The following is a 19,297-nucleotide window of genomic DNA, read 5'->3' as shown; positions in this document are numbered from 1 at the left end:
GGGTACTCATTCGACGCCTGAAAGGTGTTCGGCGGCTGGTACGCTCGGCAACCGCGGACACGCTGGAGATCGCTGCCCGCCGGAAGGAATCACACATGTCTGGCAACGCCACTTTTCGTCTCGCGAACACCGCCATCCTTGCAGTGACGCGCGTGGAAGCACCCGAGGTCGTCACCTCGGACTCCCTCGACGACCGCCTGGAGGGAACCTACGCCCGCATCGGCATGGCCCGCGGCGGTCTCGCCGGTCTGGCCGGGGTGGAGGAGCGTCGGTGGTGGCCCGAGGGCACCAGCTACATCACCGGCGGCGTTGAAGCAGGTCGAATGGCGCTGGAGCAGGCGGGTGTGACGCCCGACCAGGTGGGGTTGCTCATCAACGCGTCGGTGTCGCGGCCACACCTCGAGCCGTCCGTGGCCACCCAGGTGCACGACGAACTCGGCATGCCCACCAGTTGCCTGAACTTCGACATCACCAACGCCTGCCTCGGCTTCGTCAACGCCATGCAGGTGGCCGGGTCCATGATCGACGCGGGGCAGGCGGACTACGCCCTCATCGTCGCCTCCGAAGGCACGCGGGAGCCCCAGGAACGCACCCTGGACCGGCTCGTGAACGGCGAGACCACCAAGGACGAACTGAAGGAAGCGTTCGCGACGTTGACGGTGGGTTCCGGTGCCGCCGCCATGGTGCTGGGACGCGTCGACCAGCACCCTGAGGGTCACCGCATCATCGGCGGCCTGAGCCGTGCGGGGACTTCACACCACGGCCTGTGCATCGGCACCATGGAGGAGATGCACACCGACAGCCGCGCCCTCTACGTCGAGGGCATGGCGCTGGTGACGACGGCATGGGAAGAGGCGAAGTCCGAGTTCGAATGGTCCGACATGGACGCCTACATCCCGCACCAGACGTCGACGTCCCACCTGCGCGGACTCAGCAGGGCTCTGAAGCTGGACAACTCCAAGCTGGCGGTCTCGCTGGTCCACCACGGCAACACCGCCGCGGCGTCCGTCCCGTTCACCCTTGCGCAGGAGGCGCCGTCGCTGAAGAGTGGCGACCGCGTCCTGCTCATGGGCATCGGATCGGGTTTGAACACGTCGTTCACGGAAGTCGCATGGTGAGCTTCCCCGGACCGCTCCCCGGTCTGGATCCGGCGTGGTCCCGCCACGTCACGGCCACCGATGCCGACGGCGTCGAACGGCGCTGGCACGTACTGGACACCGCTGCAGACCACGCCGAGGGTGACCCGGCCTTCCTCGGCACCATGCTGTGCGTGCACGGCAACCCCACCTGGTCCTATGTGTGGCGCCGCTTCCTGTCCGCCGCCCGGCCCGGCTGGCGAGTCATCGCTGTCGACCAGCTCGGGATGGGATTCTCAGAGGACCCGCGGGGCTCCCTCGCCCATCCGCGCACCCTCGCGCAGCGTGTCGAGGACCTCAGCCGCCTCACCGATGCGTTGCAGCTGAGCGGCCCCGTCGTCGCCGTGGGTCACGACTGGGGTGGCATCATCGCCTCCGGCTGGGCGCTGCGACACCGCGACCAACTGGCCGGCCTCGTCCTCGCCAACACCTCGGTCCACCACGACTTCTCCTCCGGCCTCCCCACACCGCTACGCCCGGCGCGGGCGCTGGCCGACCTCACGTGTGTCCGCACACCCCTGTTCGTCCGGGCGGCCACGGCGTTGTCCCGGCCCCGCCTCCCGCGCGATGTGCGTGACGCCTTCGCCGCGCCCTACCGCTACCCCGCGGACCGTCGCTTCGTGGGGCAGTTCGTGGCCGACATCCCGGCCGAACCGACACACCCGTCACGGCCGGCGCTCGAGCACATCGCACGCGGCCTCACCTCGCTTGACGTGCCCGTCCTGCTGCTGCGGGGCCCGGCCGACCCGGTGTTCAGCGAGGCGCACCTGCGCGACCTGCACGCCCGGATGCCGCACGCCGACATCCACCGCTACGAGGGGGCCGGCCACCTCGTCACCGAGGACGCACCCCGCACGGCCAACGACACGTGGGCGTGGATCGCCGCGCGGGTCGAGGATGGGGAGCCGTCCTCCGGGGCGGACACCCACCGGACACCCGCGGAGCACGGCCCCGCCTGGTCCGCCCTGCTGCAAAGGGTCCGCGACACCCCGGACGACCTGGCCGTGGCGCAGGTCGCCGACGGACGACGCATGACGTTTTCTGAGCTGGAGGCCGATGTTGCCGCCGTGGCAGCCGGCCTGGCAGCAGGCGGGGTGACACCCGGCCAGCGCGTGGCACTTCTGGTCCCCCCCGGCATCGACCTCACCGTCGCCCTCTACGCCTGCTGGCGAGTCGGCGCCGTGGTCGTGGTGGCCGACGCCGGGCTCGGCCTGGCCGGCATGCGCCGCGCGCTGCGTGGAGCGGGCATCGACCACGTCATCGGCATCGCCAAAGGGCTCGCCGCAGTCGCGCTCCTGGGTGTACCGGGACGCCGCATCCTCGTCGAGGGCCACAGCTCCGCCATCGGCGCCCTGGTGCGCCGCCCCCATGGGTACGGACCCGTGCGGGTGGCCGAAACCCTAGACGACGTGCGTCGCCGCGGCGGCCACGCTCCCGCCCCGGCGCTGCCGGCGTTCGACGCCGAGGCCGCCGTCCTGTTCACCTCGGGCGCCACGGGTCCGGCCAAGGGCGTTCTCTACCGCTCCGACCAGATCCGCGCGCAAGCCGGCCACATCAAGGTGCTCTACGGGCTGACGCCCGCCGACAGCTTCGTGGCGGCGTTCGCGCCTTTCGCGCTGTACGGCCCCGCCATGGGGGTGGGTTCGGTGGTGCCGGACATGGACGTGACCGCACCCTCCACCCTGACCGCCGCTGGTCTCGCCGACGCCATCGCCGCGGCGGACGCCACCACGGTGTTCGCCTCCCCTGCGTCCCTGCGCAACGTGGTGGCCACCGCCAGCGCCCTCGACGCCGCGCAGCGGGCCAGCCTCGCCCGGGTGCGGGTGGCCATGTCGGCCGGCGCCCCCATCCCGGTGTCGCTGCTGCGCAAGGTCCAGACGGTGCTGCCGAACGCGGAACTGCACACCCCCTACGGCATGACTGAATGCCTGGCCGTCTCCGACATCGACCTCGCCGGCCTGGAGCGCGCCGGCACCGGCAACGGTGTCTGCGTCGGAACACCATTGACAGGTGTCGAGGTCAGCATCGCGCCCCTCCCGCGGGATCCCGCCGAACCCGACGGTCTTCCCACGACCGCCCCCGATGTGACCGGCGAGATCATCGTGAGGGCCGCCCATGTGAAAGACCACTACGACCAACTCTGGGCCACGCAACACGCCAGCGCCCGCGACGGCGGCTCCCACCGCACCGGCGACGTCGGCCACCTGGACCCCGAGGGTCGCCTCTGGGTGGAGGGGCGTCGGCAGCATGTCATCCACACGGCCGATGGTCCGCTGACGCCAGTCGCGCTGGAACTGGCCGTTCTGGAACTGTCCGGTGTCGCCAATGCGGCGGCTGTGGGAGTGGGTCCCGTCGGTACCCAGGCCCTCGTGGTGGTCGTCGACACCGAGGCCTCTGGTCCTGTTCTCGTCGGTGCTGACCTGACCGCGGCAGTCAGGGAGTCCGCCGCCGCCGTGACGCGTGTCCCCGTTGCCGCTGTCCTGCGGACCTCCGCGTTCCCCGTGGACGTGCGACACCAGTCGAAGGTGGACCGCGCCCGACTTGCCCACTGGGCCGAGCGCGTCCTCTCCGGTGGGAGGGTGGGCGCGCCGTGAGGGTGCTCGTCACCGGGGCCAGCGGCCTGCTGGGCGGCGACGTCGCCCGCGCACTGGCCGCCCGCGGTGACGACGTCACGGTGCTGCAACGCCGCCCCTCTGGTCTGCGCCTGCGCGAGGTCCTGGGCGACATCACCGAGCTCGACTCCCTGACACGCGCCGTCGACGGCTGCGACGCCGTGGTGCACCTGGCGGCCAAGGTCAACGTCACTGGTTCCTGGGAGGACTACCGACGCATCAACGTCGACGGCACGGAGGCGCTGCTGCAGGCATGCCTCGGCGCGGACGTGAGGCGCATGGTGTTCGTGTCCAGCCCGTCGGTGGCCCACGCGGGCCGCTCACTCGTGGGCGCCGGCTCCGGTCGCGCCGACCCTGAACGCGCTCGTGGCCACTACGCGCGCAGCAAGGCCATGGCCGAGCAGCGAGCGCTCGCCGCCGACGCGCGTGGTGAGCTCGCCGTCGTCGCCGTTCGGCCTCATATCGTGTGGGGTCCCGGCGACACGCAGCTCGTGGAGCGCATCGGCCGCCGCGCCCGGTCCGGTCGCCTGCCCGTCATCGGGTCCGGTGCCCCCCTGGTGGACACCATCTACATCGACAACGCCGTGGACGCCCTCGTGGCCGCCCTCGACCGGTGCGACGACGCACGTGGGCAGTCCCTCGTGGTGACCAACGGCGAACCCCGACCCATCGGCGAGATCCTGGCCGGGTGGGCGCGCGCCACCGGTGCCCCGGCGCCAACGCGCCACGTGCCCGCCGTCCTGGCGAGGTGGGCCGGCAGCGGCGTCGACGCGGTGACCGCTCTCCGTGAGCGCCTCGGTCACGACCTCACCAGCGATCCGCCCATCACGCGCTTCCTCGCCGAACAACTGTCCACGGCGCACTGGTTCGACCAGCGGCGGACGCGGCAGGTCCTGGGATGGGCACCACGCGTCAGCCTTGATGAGGGGTTCGCCCGGATGCGGCGTCACTACGCCCACCACCCCCTGACCTGATCTCCGCGGCTGAACCTGCCCCCGGAGCACCTCCCCGAGGGGTTCACCGGGGCCCCTTTCGCGAACCCACCGCCCGTGGCACCCGACGGCAGTACCTTGTGCCAGTGCTCGGTTCACTTCTCACACTCGCGTTCTGGGTACTGCCCGTCGCCTCGGCCCTGATGGTGGTGGCCACGCTGTCGCCCACCGACGAACCCACGGATCCCCGCCCCTACGGGGGCGCCCTTCTGCTGTGGCTGCTCGTCGCGATCCCATCGCTGCTTGAGCGACCGTTCCCGGTGATCTACGACGTCCTGCGCCGCGATGCCACCTACATCGCCAGTGGCCAGGTGTGGCGCCTGTTCACGTCCCCCCTCGTGCAGATGGGCGGTATCAGCGGGACACGGAACAACCTCTTTGCGCTGGCTGTCGTGGCCACGGCCGCGGTGGCCTACTGGGGCGTCACCCGCACATGGGTGGTGTTCTGGTTCGGCGGCGTCGCCTCCAACATTGCCGTGCTCGGGCTTCGCCCCGTGGGGGGCGGCAATTCAATGGCACACCTCGTGCTGGCGACCGCCCTGGTGTCCTCCGTACTCGTGGATTCCCGCCGGCGTCCCCTGGCTGTGGTGTTCGCCGTCGTGGTCCTGGCATTCGCGGTGGTGATGGTCATCACGCGGAACTACCACGCCGTCTCATGCGCCATAGGGCTGGCGGTGGGCCTGATCCCGTGGCTGCGGCGCCCTGCGCTCGCTTCAGAGAAGGCATACCTCGTGGAACAACGACGTTGAGTGAGGTAGACTCAACCTTGAAGATCTACTTGTGGAGGACATCGCCTTGAATACGGAGAAACTGACAACCAAGAGCCGCGACGCCGTCACGTCGGCAGTCCGGCAGGCACTGACCAACGGCAACCCCAGCGCAGAGCCGGCCCACCTGCTGCACGGCATGCTCCTCGTGCCGGACAACACCGTCGGCCCCCTGCTCGAATCGGTGGGTGCCGACCCGCACGCCATCGACGCGTCGGCCGTCGCCGCCATCGGCAAGCTCCCCTCGAGCACCGGCAGCAGCGTGACGCAGCCGACTCTTTCGGGCGCCTTCGCCAGGGTGCTGGCCTCAGCGGAGACGCTGGCGGACACGCTCGGCGACCAGTTCGTCGCCACCGAGCACCTGCTGATCGCGCTGGTCGACGTTCAGTCGGAGGCCAGCCAGGCACTGAAGGCCGCCGGGGTCGACTCCGACGTCCTGACGGCCGCGTTCAACGGCTCGCGGGGCGGCAAGCGCGTCACGTCCGCCGAGAGCGAGGGTGGCGAGTCCGCACTCGACAAGTACTCGATGGACCTCACCGAACAGGCGCGCTCCGGCAAGCTGGACCCCGTCATCGGGCGCGACGCCGAGATCCGGCGCGTGGTGCAGGTGTTGGCGCGCCGCACCAAGAACAACCCCGTCCTGATCGGCGAGCCCGGCGTCGGCAAGACAGCGGTCGTGGAAGGGCTGGCGCTGCGACTGGTGGAGGGCGACGTCCCCGACTCGCTGCGCGGCCGCCGACTGGTTTCGCTGGACCTGGCCTCCATGGTGGCGGGCGCCAAGTACCGCGGCGAGTTCGAGGAGCGCCTCAAGGCAGTCCTCAACGAGATCCGTGACGCCGACGGCCAGATCATCACCTTCATCGACGAACTGCACACCGTCGTCGGGGCCGGGGCTTCCGGCGAGGGGGCCATGGACGCCGGCAACATGCTCAAGCCCATGCTTGCTCGCGGAGAGTTGCGCATGATCGGCGCAACCACTCTGGACGAGTTCCGTGAACGGATCGAGAAGGACCCGGCTCTGGAGCGTCGCTTCCAGCAGGTGTTCGTGGGTGAGCCGTCCGTCGAGGACACGGTCGCCATCCTGCGCGGGCTGCGCGAACGCTACGAGGCGCACCACAAGGTGCGGATCACTGATTCGGCGCTGGTGGCGGCCGCGACTCTGTCGGATCGCTACATCACGTCTCGCCAACTGCCGGACAAGGCCATCGACCTGATCGACGAGTCCGCGTCCCGGCTCCGCATGGAGATCGACTCCTCCCCGGAGGAGATCGACATGCTGCGACGCGACGTCGACCGCATGACCATGCAGGCATTCGCCCTCGAGAAGGAAGATGACGATGCCTCCCGCGAGCGACTGTCGGCGCTGCGTCAGGAACTCGCGGATGCGCAGGAGTCACTGCGTGGACTGGAAACCACATGGGAGGCTGAGAAGGCAAGCCTCAACAGGGTCGGTGACATCAAGGAGCAGATCGACCAGCTCCGGATGGAGGCCGACAAGGCCCAGCGCAGCGGCGATCTGACCCGGGCGTCACAGATCCTCTACGGTGACATCCCGGCAGCCCAGCGTGAGCTCACCGAGGCCGAGGAGAAGGACAACACGCCCTCGATGGTCTCGGAGGAGGTCTCGGAGTTCGACATCGCCGAGGTCGTGGCCGCCTGGACGGGTGTTCCCGTGGGCCGCCTGCTGCAGGGTGAGGCCGAGAAGCTGCTCCAGATGGAACAGCGGATCGGTGAACGGCTCATCGGGCAGCGTCCCGCCGTCACCGCCGTGGCCGACGCGGTGCGTCGTTCACGTGCTGGCATCTCCGACCCGCACCGCCCCACCGGCTCGTTCCTGTTCCTCGGGCCCACGGGCGTGGGCAAGACGGAGCTGGCGAAGTCGCTGGCCGACTTCCTGTTCGACGACGAGACCGCGCTGGTGCGCATCGACATGAGTGAATACTCGGAGAAGCACTCCGTGGCCCGGCTCGTCGGCGCCCCTCCCGGCTACGTCGGCTACGAAGAGGGCGGTCAGCTCACCGAAGCGGTGCGCCGTCGGCCGTACTCGGTGGTGCTGCTCGACGAAGTGGAGAAGGCCCACCCGGACCTGTTCAACATCCTGCTGCAGGTGCTGGACGACGGGCGCCTCACTGATGGCCAGGGCCGGACGGTGGACTTCCGCAACACCATCCTCATCATGACCTCCAACATCGGGTCGCAGTACTTGGCAGACGCCACGCTGGACCCTGCGGGGACGAAGGACGCGGTGATGGCTCTGGTGCGCAAGGCGTTCAGGCCGGAGTTCCTGAACCGGCTCGACGACATCGTGCTGTTCGACCCCCTCACGAGGGACGAGCTCGGACGGATCGTCGAGATCCAGCTGGCGCGGCTCAACCGCCGACTCGTCTCGAGGCGGATCACCGTCGAGGTGTCGGAGGCGGCCGAGCAGTGGCTGGGCTCCACCGGCTTCGATCCCGTCTACGGCGCCCGACCGCTGCGTCGCCTCGTGCAGACCACCATCGAGGACGCCCTGGCCCGCGGCCTGCTCTCAGGCGAGATCCACGACGGCCAGACCGTACGCTTCGACGCCAAGCCTGACGGCAGCGGCATCACGCTCGTCGCCTGACATGGCAGCGGTGGGCCGACCCTTTCGGATCGGCCCACCGATTCATCGAGTCAACTCGGTCTGCCCCAGGGGATCAGTCCCCGGACCCGGGGTCCCCGTTGGGCTCCCACTTGTCGCCCGGATTGCACAGGGTGTAGATCTGATCAGTGGGGGCGGGACCGCGCACGTTGATGACGCGCATGATGATGCGGTTCACCTTGTCGGCGTCAGTGATGGCCTTGGTGGAATCCTCGTGGACCGTGAACAGGAGCTCCCTGGGGAACGGGACATCTTTGCCGTCCTGCACCACCCGCCCCACCTCGAGATCGACTCCGAACAACGGACCATCGGGGTCAGCGGAGTAGTTCCGGACCATGTCGACCTTGTAGCGGGCACCGTAGATCGCCTTCACCTGTGCAATCGTCATTCCGACGCGCGCCCCATCGACGGTGGCGCTGGAGGGCGTCTTGAGATGCACCTCGATGATGGGGCTGCTCCGGTACGTCATACCCGCATTGATCTTGACCCCCCGTTGGCTCAGGAGTTGTGTCTCGGAGAAACTACCGCAGTCATTCGCGCCCTTCACCGTACTCATGTAGCCCATGTCTTTGAGCGGAACGTATTCCGCCCCGATCTTCAGTGGGCCGAACCCCTCCCATCCCAGGGTTGCTTGGACAAGGACGTGAGGCGGAACCGAGCTGACTGCGGGCGACGCGCTGGAACTGAAGCGGGTGATGTTGTTGAAGACCCAGCCCTCGAATGGCGTGAAAATGTATCCCGTTGCCTGCCCGTGCCCTCCGATGATGGGTTCATGTCGGATCTGTTTCACCCAGATGTAGCTGCGGCAGCCTCCCCGCCCAGTGGCCGGGGTGTCACATTCGGTGCGCCACTTCCGGCCCTCAGCAGAGGTCCACTCCGCATTTTTGCCCAAATTGTTGGTGGCCCAGTTCGCCCGCGGAGAGGGCAGGTACGTGAGGTTGTTGAACACCCATCCCTCCACCCGCTGGTAGGTTCCGTTGATGAGTTGAGCAGTGAAGGCCCAGATGTCGGTGCGACATCTCACCACGTTGCTGGCGTACTTCTCGCAACTGGTGTTCCAGTACCGCCCGTTCGTGACGTGTCCACCGGGGGTGGTGTAGACGTCGGGTTCGACGGACTCGGCGTGCGCCGGCGCCACCATGATGGGGGCAGCGACCATCGCCGCTGCCAGCAGGGCGGTGCCCGCCCATCTCGTGATTCTCGACAGGGTTTTCTGTTCTCGATGCATCGACACTCCTCGTTGAGTTCGTCCGCCCACATTAAGTTACGGCCGTACTGTTTGCAGCGAACGCATGAAAGCCACGACACGGCGCCGTCGGTCTCGCTGCGGCATCACGCTCGTCACCCGACGCGGAACCGTGGGCCAGCCCGGTCGGGTAGGCCCACGGTCCAAGGTGTCAGGGAGGGGGATGGAGGACCTCCCGAAACCAGGATCAGCGCTCAGCAGTCGTACATGTAGAGGCCCAGCAAGGAGTCGATCTCCCGTGCCACCATGTACGTCATCACGTCAGTGTCCTTCAGAGGACGGTCGTTGGCGTCGAAGCTGAACACAATCTCGTTGCCAGCTTCCTGGATCACTGCCGTGGACATCGGGAACTCCTTCTTGTACCCGTACTTGGTCTCGAAGTGGAGTCGACTGCCGTAGATGGCCTTCACCTGCGCCAGCGTCATGCCCACGTGGGCGCCGTCCACCGTTTTCACGCCGGGTTTCTCGGCCTGGACCGCGTAGACCTGCTTGTTCTGCACAACAGCAATCCCGCGGGCGAAGAGATAGGAGTTGACCGTCCTGTCAGCCGTGCCGTCCCCCGCATCGCACACGCCCTCGACGAGGTACCCGAGCTTCTCGAGGTCCTTCGACGATGCCCCCACTTGCAGTGGGCCAAGTCCGGTGGGGCTGAGGCGGGACTGGTCGATGATCCACGGTGGCACGCTTGTCACCGGAGGTACCGACGAGGTGGAGAACAGCACCACGTTGTTGAACACCCACGCGTACTTGTTCTGGTAGCCGGACCCTGACGAGGCGGGCTGCACCGTCTTGATCCAGATGTAGCTGCGGCAGCCGCCCTTGCCGGTGGCGGGGGTGTCACACTCCGTCCTCCACTGACGCCCCGACTGGGTCCAGTTCGGGTTGGTGCGGCCCAGATTGTTGTTGGCCCACGACGCACGCGGCGACGGCAGGTACGACAAGTTGTTGAACGTCCAGCCCGTCCTCTTCACGTAGCGGCCATTCACGTACGTCACGGTCGTCGCATAGATCTCCGCGCGACACCGCACGATCGTCGGCGAGTACTTCTCACACGTCGTGTTCCACAAACGACCCTGCGAGATCTGACCCCCCGGCGTGTTGTAGACCGTCGGGGTGGAGTCGGCATGGGCGACAAGGACGCCGGAGGCCATCGCGACGATGGCGGCGGCGGAGGTGACAAACAACTTGCGGAAAACGTGCATCGTTCCTCCTCATTGAGTGTGCGTTCTGACTGCGGCGGGGCCGTCGGCCGGGATCGAGGTGATCCTGACCGCCGGCGTCGCCCCTTTTTTTGGCCCGTTCAGCAGCCGTCGTAGGAGAAGTTGGGACTCGTCTTGCGGGCCACCATCTTGGCGATGACGTCGGAGTCCTTGAGTTTGACGCCGTCCATGATGCCGAAGCTGAACACCAGTTCGTTGCCACCGTTCTTCACCAACGCGACGTGCACCATCCCGCCGCCCGATTGGTCGTACTTCTTGCCGAGCATCAGCTTGGCGCCGTAGATGCCCTGGAGCTCGGCCAGCGTCATACCGACCTGCGCGCCGTCGACGGTCATCACGCCTTTGGTGTTGACATTGACGTCCACCACCAGAGGGGTGTTGAGGTCCCTGAGGTCGATGCCCCGGTTCGTGAGGGCCTTGCTCTCCCCGTAGCTCTGGCACTGGTCCGGGTAGTAGAGGTAGCCCAGTGTCCTGAGGCTCTTCATGGGCGTGCCCACCTGGAGCGGGCCGAGTCCCGTGAAGTCCAGCCGTGACTGGTCAATGATCCATTTCGGGACCTTCGTCACGGGCGGGATCGACGGCGTCGAGAACAGCACCACGTTGTTGAACACCCACGCGAACTTGTTCACATACGTGTACCCCGACCCCGACTTCACCGCCTGCACCGTCTTGACCCAGATGTAGCTGCGGCAACCACCCTGGCCGGTGGCCGCAGTGTCGCACTCCGTCTTCCACTGACGCCCCGACTGGGTCCAGTTCGGGTTGGTCCGGCCCAGGTTGTTGTTCGCCCACGACGCACGCGGCGACGGCAGGTACGACAAGTTGTTGAACGTCCACCCCGTCCTCTTCACGTAACGCCCATTCACGTACGCAACGGTCGTCGCATAGATCTCCGCGCGGCACCGCACGATCGTCGGCGAGTACTTCTCACACGTCGTGTTCCACAAACGACCCTGCGAGATCTGACCCCCCGGAGTGGTGTAGACGGACGGGGCCGAGTCGGCATGTGCGACAAGGACGCCAGAAGCCATCGCGACGATGGCGGCGGCGGAGGCGGCAAACAACTTACGGAAAGCGTGCATCAGTCCTCCTCATTGAGTTCCTCCGTTCACACTAGGTTGACCGTCGCTCCATCCGCAATGGATAGACCAAACGGATGACAGCCGGACCAGCCCAGGCGTTGCACCCCGTGCACGGGTGCGACGACGTGGGCCTGGCGGCCGTTCCGGCTGGATTGCCGTGTCGGCGCGGGCCAGGCGGGGTGGGGCTATGGTGGATTGGACAACGCGTCGCACCCCGAAGGAGTGGAAGTGAACGCCACAGTCGCCCAGTCCCCTGCCGTCACCGTCACAGGCCGGATCCCGCATCACGCCGGTCTGGTGAAGTGGGTTCAGGAGGTGGCCGCCCTCACCCGTCCAGCCGCGATCCACTACTGCGACGGCTCCGACACGGAGTACGAGACCTTCGTGGATCTACTCGTGGAGTCCGGCACCGTCGTCCGCCTCAACGAGGAGATCAAGCCCAACTCGGTGTACGCACGCACCGATCCCGACGACGTCGCCCGCGTGGAGGACTCCACCTTCATCTGCTCCGTCAAAGAGAACGATGCCGGACCCACCAACAACTGGATGGACCCGGACAAGATGAAAGCCACGATGACCAAGCTGTACGACGGATGCATGCGGGGCCGCACCCTCTACGTCATCCCGTTCTGCATGGGCCACATCGACGCGGCCGAGCCGAAGTTCGGCGTCGAGATCACCGACTCCGCGTACGTGGCGATCTCGATGCGGATCATGACGCGGATGGGCGCGGAGGCGCTGGCGGCCATGGAGGCCACTGAGGCCTCGTTCGTCCCGGCACTGCACTCGGTGGGCATGCCGCTGGATGATCCCACCGACGACGTGCCGTGGCCGTGCAACGACGTGAAGTACATCGTCCACTTTCCCGAGGAGCGAATGATCTGGTCGTACGGCTCCGGCTACGGCGGCAACTCGTTGCTGGGCAAGAAGTGCTACGCCCTGCGGATCGCCTCGGTGATGGGGCGGGACGAGGGCTGGCTGGCCGAACACATGCTGATCCTGAAGCTCACATCACCCGAGGGCAGGTCCTATCACGTGTGCGCCGCGTTCCCCTCAGCCTGCGGCAAGACGAACCTCGCCATGCTGGAGCCCACTATCGAGGGCTGGTCCGTGGAGACACTCGGCGACGACATCGCCTGGCTCCGGTTCGGCGAGGACGGCAGGCTGTACGCCGTGAATCCCGAGACCGGCCTGTTCGGGGTTGCCCCCGGCACGGGCATGGACACCAACCCCAACGCCGTGGCCGCCATCGAGGGCGGCAACTCGATCTTCACCAACGTCGCCCTGACCGCGGACGGGGACGTGTGGTGGGAGGGCATGTCCAGGAGCGCACCCCCGAACCTCACCGACTGGAAGGGTCGCCCGTGGACGGCCAGGGGCGGACCGGAGGGTGGGCGGCTCGGGGAGAAGGCCGCACACCCCAACAGCAGGTTCTGCACGCCCATTGAGCAGACACCCATCCTGAGCAAGGACTACAACAACCCTGCGGGCGTCCCCGTCGACGCCATCATCTTCGGCGGACGGCGTCAGAACACCATCCCGCTGGTGGCACAGTCCCGCAGCTGGTCGCACGGGGTGTTCATGGGGGCAACGTGCAGCTCCGAGACAACGGCGGCTGCGACCGGCGCCGTCGGCGTGCTGCGACGCGACCCCATGGCCATGCTGCCGTTCATCGGCTATCACGTGGGTGACTACCTGGCCCACTGGATCGAGATGGGCAACAGCACCACCCACGACAAGCTGCCGAAGATCTTCTACGTGAACTGGTTCCGGCGCGACGCTGACGGCCGCTTCCTCTGGCCGGGCTTCAAGGAGAACTCACGGGTGCTGAAGTGGGTCGTGGAGCGCATCGAGGACCGGGTGGGCGTCATCGACACCCCCGCCGGGATGCTCCCCCAGCCCGGCGACCTGGACGTCACCGGCCTGGACATCACCGACGCCGACCTCGCCGCTGTCATCGGCTACTCCCCCACCGAGTGGGCCGACGAACTGCCCCGCATCCGCCGCTGGCTGCGGTCGCTGGGGAGCAAGGTGCCGGTGGAGATGGACGACGAGCTCTGGCTCATTGCCGAGGCCATGGCCCGCCGCCCCTGACACCCGTCCTATCACCCGACGCCCGCGCTATGCGCCGCCGCTCCTGACACCCGCCCTACCCCGACGCCCGCCCTATCCCCCGACGCCCGCCCTATGCGCCGACGCCCGCCGAATTCTGCGGGCGTCGAGGAATAAGGCGGGCCTCGTGCTTCGGCGACGACCGCCCGCGTGCCCTTTGGCCGCGCCCAGCACTCTCGGGCCCACAGTTGTCCACAGGCCGAGTTCCGGACTGTTGCCAGAAAACACTTCTCGGGCTGCAATCTCCCCATGAGCCAGACGCCGCAGAACATCACACACGACGAACTGAGACAGACGGGGCTTTCGACGTCGGACATCGACACGCGCATCCGCAGGGGGACGTTGATGCGGCTCCGACGTGGCGTCTACTCGGCGCCCGAGGCCCGCACACCCGAGGAGCAGCACCGCCACCTCATTCACGCGAGCACCACCGTCGTGACGGACAGCAACGTCGTGAGCCACGTGTCGGCTGGTGTCCTGCACGGGCTGCCCGTTCCGCGACACCAACTCGAACTGGTGACCATGACACGACTCACGTCAGGGCACGGCGAGCACAGCGAGCGGATGCGGGTGCGTCACACCGCTCTGGCCGCGGATGAGGTGACCACCCTGGAGGGGCTCAGGGTCACGACGCTGGCCCGGACAGTCTTCGACCTTGCACGCTCGCTCCCCTTCGAATGGGGCGTGATGGCCTGCGACGACGCACTGCGGCAGGGTCTCAACCCTGCCGTCCTCCACATGGCCGCACGACGACACCCAAGGCTGCGGGGTGCCCCCCGCGCGCGACGGGTCATCGCGTTCGGCAATCCGCTCAGTGAATCAGCCGCGGAGTCCCTGAGTCGAGTGCAGATCGCACGGGCCGGCCTGCCAGCCCCGGAACTCCAGTTCGAGCTGTTCGACTCTGACGGAGTCTTCGTGTCGCGGTCAGACTTCGCCTGGCCAGAGCTGCATCTCGTTGGCGAGGTCGATGGAAAAGCCAAGTACGGTTCGCTGCTGCGTCCAGGGCAGGAGCCTGCCGACGCCATCATGGCTGAGAAGCGCCGTGAGGAATCGATCCGTCAACAGGGTTTCTGGGTGGTGCGCTGGGACTGGGAAACTGCCTGGAACGAACACGAGCTCGCCTCCCTGATCCGACGGGCCATGCAGTGGCGACGATGACGTCGGACCAGCCGCTCCCATCCTGAAAGCCTGCCAGTGATCACCGACGCCCGTCCCGGATCGTCGACGCCCTCACAAACACGGCACGCCCGCCGAATTCGGCGGGCGTGCGGGAATAGGACGGGCGTGCGCGGTTAGGGCGGGCGTTGGGTGCGGGTGGTGCGCTCAGCGGGAGGTGATGGCCAGCCGGTCGCGGCTCCGGTAGCGACCGTGGTGCACGTCGCCCGTCGACTCCGCCGTGAAGATGCGGGCCGCCAGGGGGTTCGCCTGGATGCGGTGCAGGGCCTCGTTGAGCCTGTGGACCTGAAGCTGCAGGCCCTCAATGTGGGCCTCGAGCTCGATGATCCGACGGATGCCCTCCAGGTTGATGCCCTCGTCCTGGCTGAGGCGTTGCACGTGGCGCAGCTTGGCAATGTCGCGCAGGGAATACCGACGGCCACGACCGCGTGCACGCTTCGGCACCACGAGACCCAAACGGTCGTAGCCGCGCAGTGTCTGCGGGTGCATGTCGGCCAGCTGCGACGCCACCGAGACGGGAAAGACCGGTGCGTCGTAGTCGAACTGCTGGGGCAGGTTCGCCGTCGCCATGTCAGCTCCCGAACAGGGCGGTGCGGGGGTTGGACTGACCGGACTTCTCCGCGTACTCGGCCAGCGCGCTGCGAGCCGCGTCGCTGAGGTGCTCGGGCACCTCCACCTTCAGCGTCACGAGCAGGTCGCCCATGGTGCCGTCGGACTTGCGTGCGCCCTTGCCCCGCAGGCGCATGGTGCGCCCGTTCGGCGTGTTGGACGGCACCCGCAATTTCACGGTGGCGCCGCCCAGCGTCGGGACGGTGATCTCGGCACCCAGCGTGGCCTCGGCGAAAGTGACGGGCACTTCGAGCGTCAGGTTGTTGCCGGTCCTGCCGAAGAGCTTGTGGGCCAGCACATGGACCGTGACGTAGAGGTCGCCCGGTGCGCCGCCGTTCTCGCCTGCCGCGCCCTTGCCCTTGATCCGGATCCTCTGACCGTCATTGACGCCGGAGGGGATCCGCACGTTCATGGTGTTGGAGGAGCGTGCACGCCCCGAACCCTGGCAGTCGGGGCAGGGGTCCTCGACGCGCAGACCGCGGCCGAGGCAGTCGACGCACGGCTCGCTCATGGAGAACACGCCACCGGCCGTCGAGCTCTGCATGCCGGAGCCCTCACAGGTGGGGCACACCTTGGGCAGGGTGCCGGCGCGCGCCCCGGTGCCACGGCACGAGGGGCAGGGCTGGTCGGAGATGGTGCGCATCGAGACGGTGTCACCGAACACTGCCTGCTCGAAGGTGATGGTCACCTCGCCCTCGATGTCGGCGCCGCGACGCGGTCCCCGCGTCGTGGATGGGCGCCTCGCCGTCCCGCCCTGGTTGAACAGGTTGCCGAAGAGGTCGCCGAATCCGGCGCCGGAGGTGCCGGAACCTGCGTTGCGGAACAGGTCCTCGAAGCCGGCGGGCGCCCCACCCGGGCCTCCGCCGGGTGCGCCGAAACGCACGCCGCTGCCGAACAGGCTGCGCGCCTCGTCGTACTCCTTGCGCTTGTCCTTGTGGCTCAGCACCGAGTTGGCCTCCGAGGCCTCCTTGAAGCGCGCCTCGGCTGCGCTGTTGCCCGGATTCTGGTCCGGGTGGTTCTCCCGCGCGATCTTGCGGAACGCCTTGCGGATCTCGTCCGGTGTCGCCTTCTTGGAGACGCCGAGAATCTTGTAGTAGTCCTTCTCCAACCAGTCCTTGGTACTCACCCGTCGCCTCCTTCTGTTTCCACGGCCATATTCTGACAAGTTTTTCCCGGCTGCCCGCCCCGCGCTCTGGTGGCGGGGCGGACCCGGTTCGGCATCAGGCCGTCGGGTTGGCGACGCCGACGCGAGCCGGCCTGATGATGCGGTCACCCAGGGCGTAGCCCTGCTGCATGACCTGAGAGATGGTGGTGACCTCCACCTCGGTGCCCTCCATGGGGATTTCCATGAGTGCGTCGTGGCGGTTCGGGTCGAAGACTTCGCCGACGGCACCGAAGGAGGTCAGGCCATGCTTGGCCGCAACCTTCTCCAGGGCCTCCGCCACCATCTTGAAACCGCCCCCGAGATCGTCGTGTTCACGGGCCAGCGAGATGCTGTCCAGCACCGGCATCAGGTCCGCCACGACGGCCTCGACACCGGACTGCCGCGACAGCGACCGGTCCCGATCCACGCGCCTCTTGTAGTTCACGTACTCGGCCTGCAGCCTCTGCAGGTCACTCGTGCGCTCCGCCGCGAGGGCGGCCCAGTCAACGCTCGACTCGGCGAAGGCCTCGTCGACGGCGTCCCCGAGCGTGCCCTCGGGCGCATCAGCACCCGTGGGTTCACCCTCGGGCGGGGGCGGCGCCTGGCCGCCCTCACCCTCGGTGTTCTCGTCGAACTCACTCACTTGTCGTCGCCCTTTTCCTCGTCCACGATCTCCGCGTCAACGACGTCGTCGGCCTGGTCGGCGGCTTCGCCCTCGGTGGGCGCACCCTCAGAGGATGCGGCCTCGGACGACTGCTGCGCGGCCTGCGCGGCAGCGTACATTGCCTGGCCCATGGCGGCAGCCTTGGTGTTCAGGTCATCGACGGCGGTCTTGACCACGTCGTTGTCCTCACCCTTCAGTGCTTCCCTGAGCGCGTCGAGTGCCTCGACGACGGGCGCCTTGACGTCCTCGCCGATCTGCTCGGCGTTCTCGGCCAGCAGCTTCTCGGTGCGGAACACCAGCGCGTCGGCCTCGTTGCGCATCTCGACGGTCTCGCGACGCTTGCGGTCCTCTTCTGCGTGCGCCTCGGCATCCTTGACCATGCGATCGATGTCCTCGCGTCCCAGTGCGGAGCCACCCGTGACAGTCATGGACTGCTCCTTGCCGGTGGCGAGGTCCTTGGCGCCGACGTGCACGATGCCGTTGGCGTCGATGTCGAAGGTCACCTCGATCTGCGGGATGGAGCGGGGCGCCGGCAGCAGGCCGGTGAGCTCGAAGTTGCCGAGCGACTTGTTGTCGCGGGCGAAGTCACGCTCGCCCTGGTACACCTGGATCATCACGGCGGGCTGGTTGTCCTCAGCCGTCGTGAACACCTCGGAGCGCTTGGTGGGGATGGTGGTGTTGCGCTCGATGATCTTGGTCATCACGCCACCCTTGGTCTCGATGCCAAGGCTCAGCGGGGTGACGTCGAGCAGCAACACGTCCTTGACCTCGCCCTTGAGCACGCCAGCCTGCAGCGATGCACCGAGTGCGACGACCTCGTCGGGGTTGACGCCCTTGTTGGGCTCCTTGCCGCCGGTCAGTTCCTTCACGAGGTCAACCACGGCCGGCATGCGGGTGGAACCACCCACGAGCAGGATCTGGTCGATCTTGTCCACCGAGGTGCCGGCATCGGAGATGACGGAGTTGAACGGTGCGCGGCAGCGGTCGAGCAGGTCCTGCGTCATGCGCTGGAACTCGGAGCGCGTGATCTTCTCGTCGAGGTGCAGCGGGCCCTCGGAAGAAGCGGTGATGTAGGGCAGGTTGATCGAGGACTCGGACGTGGCCGACAGCTCGATCTTGGCGCGCTCGGCTGCTTCCTGCAGACGCTGGCGGGCCATCTTGTCCTTGGACAGGTCCACGCCGTGCTTGTTCTTGAACTGCTTGACGAGCCAGTCCACCACGACGGCGTCCCAGTCGTCGCCACCGAGACGGCTGTCGCCCTTGGATGCCTTGACCTCGAACACGCCGTCGGCGATGTCGAGCAGGGACACGTCGAACGTGCCGCCGCCGAGGTCGAACACGAGAACGGTCTGCTCCTGGTCGGCCTTGTCGAGGCCGTACGCCAGGGCCGCGGCCGTGGGCTCGTTGATGATGCGGTCGACGACGAGGCCGGCGATCTCGCCCGCCTCCTTGGTGGCCTGACGCTCGGCGTCGCCGAAGTAGGCGGGCACCGTGATGACGGCGTTGGTGACGGACTCACCGAGGTAGGCCTCGGCGTCGCGCTTCAGCTTCTGCAGCACGAAGGCCGAGATCTGCTGGGGGCCGTAGTTCTTGCTGTCGATCGCAATCTTCCAGTCGGTGCCCATGTGGCGCTTGACGGAGCGGATGGTGCGGTCGATGTTGGTCACGGCCTGACGCTTGGCGACCTCACCGACGAGGACTTCGCCGGACTGCGAGAACGCGACCACCGAGGGGGTGGTGCGTGCGCCTTCGGCGTTGGGGATGACGGTGGGTTCTCCACCTTCAAGGACAGCGACCACCGAGTTGGTGGTGCCGAGGTCGATGCCTACTGCACGGGCCATGTGTCTATCTCCTCAGGATGTGGTGCGCAACGCGCGCTGTGATGATCAAAGTGTTCCCTTGAGCGGGGTTGAC

Annotated in this window: 14 protein-coding genes; 7 read left to right on the top strand and 7 right to left on the bottom strand. The window is 67.5% G+C overall.

The genetic code is table 11. The features are described 5' to 3' along the window. Positions 1-95 precede the first annotated feature (95 nt). From EAX62_RS05335 to clpB, 5 genes are all read left to right on the top strand, one after another. Positions 96-1,118: a 3-oxoacyl-ACP synthase III gene (locus EAX62_RS05335; RefSeq protein ID WP_121900558.1), complete on the top strand. Its 1,023-nt coding sequence runs from the start codon at positions 96-98 to the stop codon at positions 1,116-1,118. Next, on the top strand, positions 1,112-3,730 hold the full coding sequence (locus EAX62_RS05330; protein WP_121900557.1) for an alpha/beta fold hydrolase: 2,619 nt from the start codon (positions 1,112-1,114) through the stop codon (positions 3,728-3,730). The genes EAX62_RS05335 and EAX62_RS05330 overlap by 7 nt, the downstream gene beginning before the upstream one ends. Continuing rightward, positions 3,727-4,722: an NAD-dependent epimerase/dehydratase family protein gene (locus EAX62_RS05325; protein WP_121900556.1), complete on the top strand. Its 996-nt coding sequence runs from the start codon at positions 3,727-3,729 to the stop codon at positions 4,720-4,722. The genes EAX62_RS05330 and EAX62_RS05325 overlap by 4 nt, the downstream gene beginning before the upstream one ends. Before the next feature lie 104 nt (positions 4,723-4,826). Then, positions 4,827-5,489, top strand: coding sequence for a hypothetical protein (locus EAX62_RS05320; RefSeq protein WP_121900555.1), 663 nt, complete (start codon positions 4,827-4,829; stop codon positions 5,487-5,489). A gap of 46 nt (positions 5,490-5,535) precedes the next feature. Further along, positions 5,536-8,112: an ATP-dependent chaperone ClpB gene (clpB, locus tag EAX62_RS05315; protein WP_121901032.1), complete on the top strand. Its 2,577-nt coding sequence runs from the start codon at positions 5,536-5,538 to the stop codon at positions 8,110-8,112. A gap of 73 nt (positions 8,113-8,185) precedes the next feature. On the opposite strand, the gene EAX62_RS05310 is transcribed toward clpB, so the two are convergent. The 3 genes from EAX62_RS05310 to EAX62_RS05300 form a co-directional block, all read right to left on the bottom strand. Further along, a complete protein-coding gene (locus EAX62_RS05310) occupies positions 8,186-9,358 on the bottom strand; it encodes a hypothetical protein (RefSeq protein ID WP_121900554.1) in 1,173 nt (390 codons plus the stop codon). 212 nt (positions 9,359-9,570) lie between these two features. Then, positions 9,571-10,578 carry a hypothetical protein gene (locus EAX62_RS05305; protein WP_121900553.1) on the bottom strand — a complete coding sequence of 336 codons (1,008 nt, stop codon included), beginning with the start codon at positions 10,576-10,578 and terminating at the stop codon, positions 9,571-9,573. A 98-nt stretch (positions 10,579-10,676) separates the two neighbouring features. After that, positions 10,677-11,678: a hypothetical protein gene (locus EAX62_RS05300; protein WP_121900552.1), complete on the bottom strand. Its 1,002-nt coding sequence runs from the start codon at positions 11,676-11,678 to the stop codon at positions 10,677-10,679. Between the two features lie 228 nt (positions 11,679-11,906). Here EAX62_RS05300 and EAX62_RS05295 point away from each other — a divergent pair, with 228 nt between their 5' ends. Together EAX62_RS05295 and EAX62_RS05290 are read left to right on the top strand one after the other, a co-directional pair. Further along, positions 11,907-13,772 (top strand): phosphoenolpyruvate carboxykinase (GTP), encoded by a 1,866-nt coding sequence (locus EAX62_RS05295; RefSeq protein ID WP_233557814.1) that lies wholly within the window; start codon positions 11,907-11,909, stop codon positions 13,770-13,772. A 267-nt stretch (positions 13,773-14,039) separates the two neighbouring features. After that, on the top strand, positions 14,040-14,948 hold the full coding sequence (locus EAX62_RS05290; protein WP_121900551.1) for a type IV toxin-antitoxin system AbiEi family antitoxin domain-containing protein: 909 nt from the start codon (positions 14,040-14,042) through the stop codon (positions 14,946-14,948). 165 nt (positions 14,949-15,113) lie between these two features. Here EAX62_RS05290 and EAX62_RS05285 read toward each other — a convergent pair whose 3' ends face one another. The 4 genes from EAX62_RS05285 to dnaK form a co-directional block, all read right to left on the bottom strand. Continuing rightward, a complete protein-coding gene (locus tag EAX62_RS05285; RefSeq protein ID WP_121900550.1) occupies positions 15,114-15,536 on the bottom strand; it encodes a heat shock protein transcriptional repressor HspR in 423 nt (140 codons plus the stop codon). A 1-nt stretch (position 15,537) separates the two neighbouring features. Beyond that, positions 15,538-16,701, bottom strand: a complete 1,164-nt coding sequence (gene dnaJ / locus EAX62_RS05280) for a molecular chaperone DnaJ (RefSeq protein WP_121900549.1) — start codon at positions 16,699-16,701, stop codon at positions 15,538-15,540. Between the two features lie 94 nt (positions 16,702-16,795). Then, positions 16,796-17,362 (bottom strand): nucleotide exchange factor GrpE, encoded by a 567-nt coding sequence (locus tag EAX62_RS05275; RefSeq protein ID WP_121900548.1) that lies wholly within the window; start codon positions 17,360-17,362, stop codon positions 16,796-16,798. Further along, positions 17,359-19,224: a molecular chaperone DnaK gene (gene dnaK / locus EAX62_RS05270; protein WP_121900547.1), complete on the bottom strand. Its 1,866-nt coding sequence runs from the start codon at positions 19,222-19,224 to the stop codon at positions 17,359-17,361. Before dnaK ends, EAX62_RS05275 begins: the two co-directional genes overlap by 4 nt. Positions 19,225-19,297 lie beyond the last annotated feature (73 nt).

The organism is Tessaracoccus antarcticus, assembly GCF_003688855.1.
GTDB lineage: Bacteria > Actinomycetota > Actinomycetes > Propionibacteriales > Propionibacteriaceae > Arachnia > Arachnia antarctica.
This window is presented reverse-complemented; position numbering and strand designations above follow the sequence as displayed.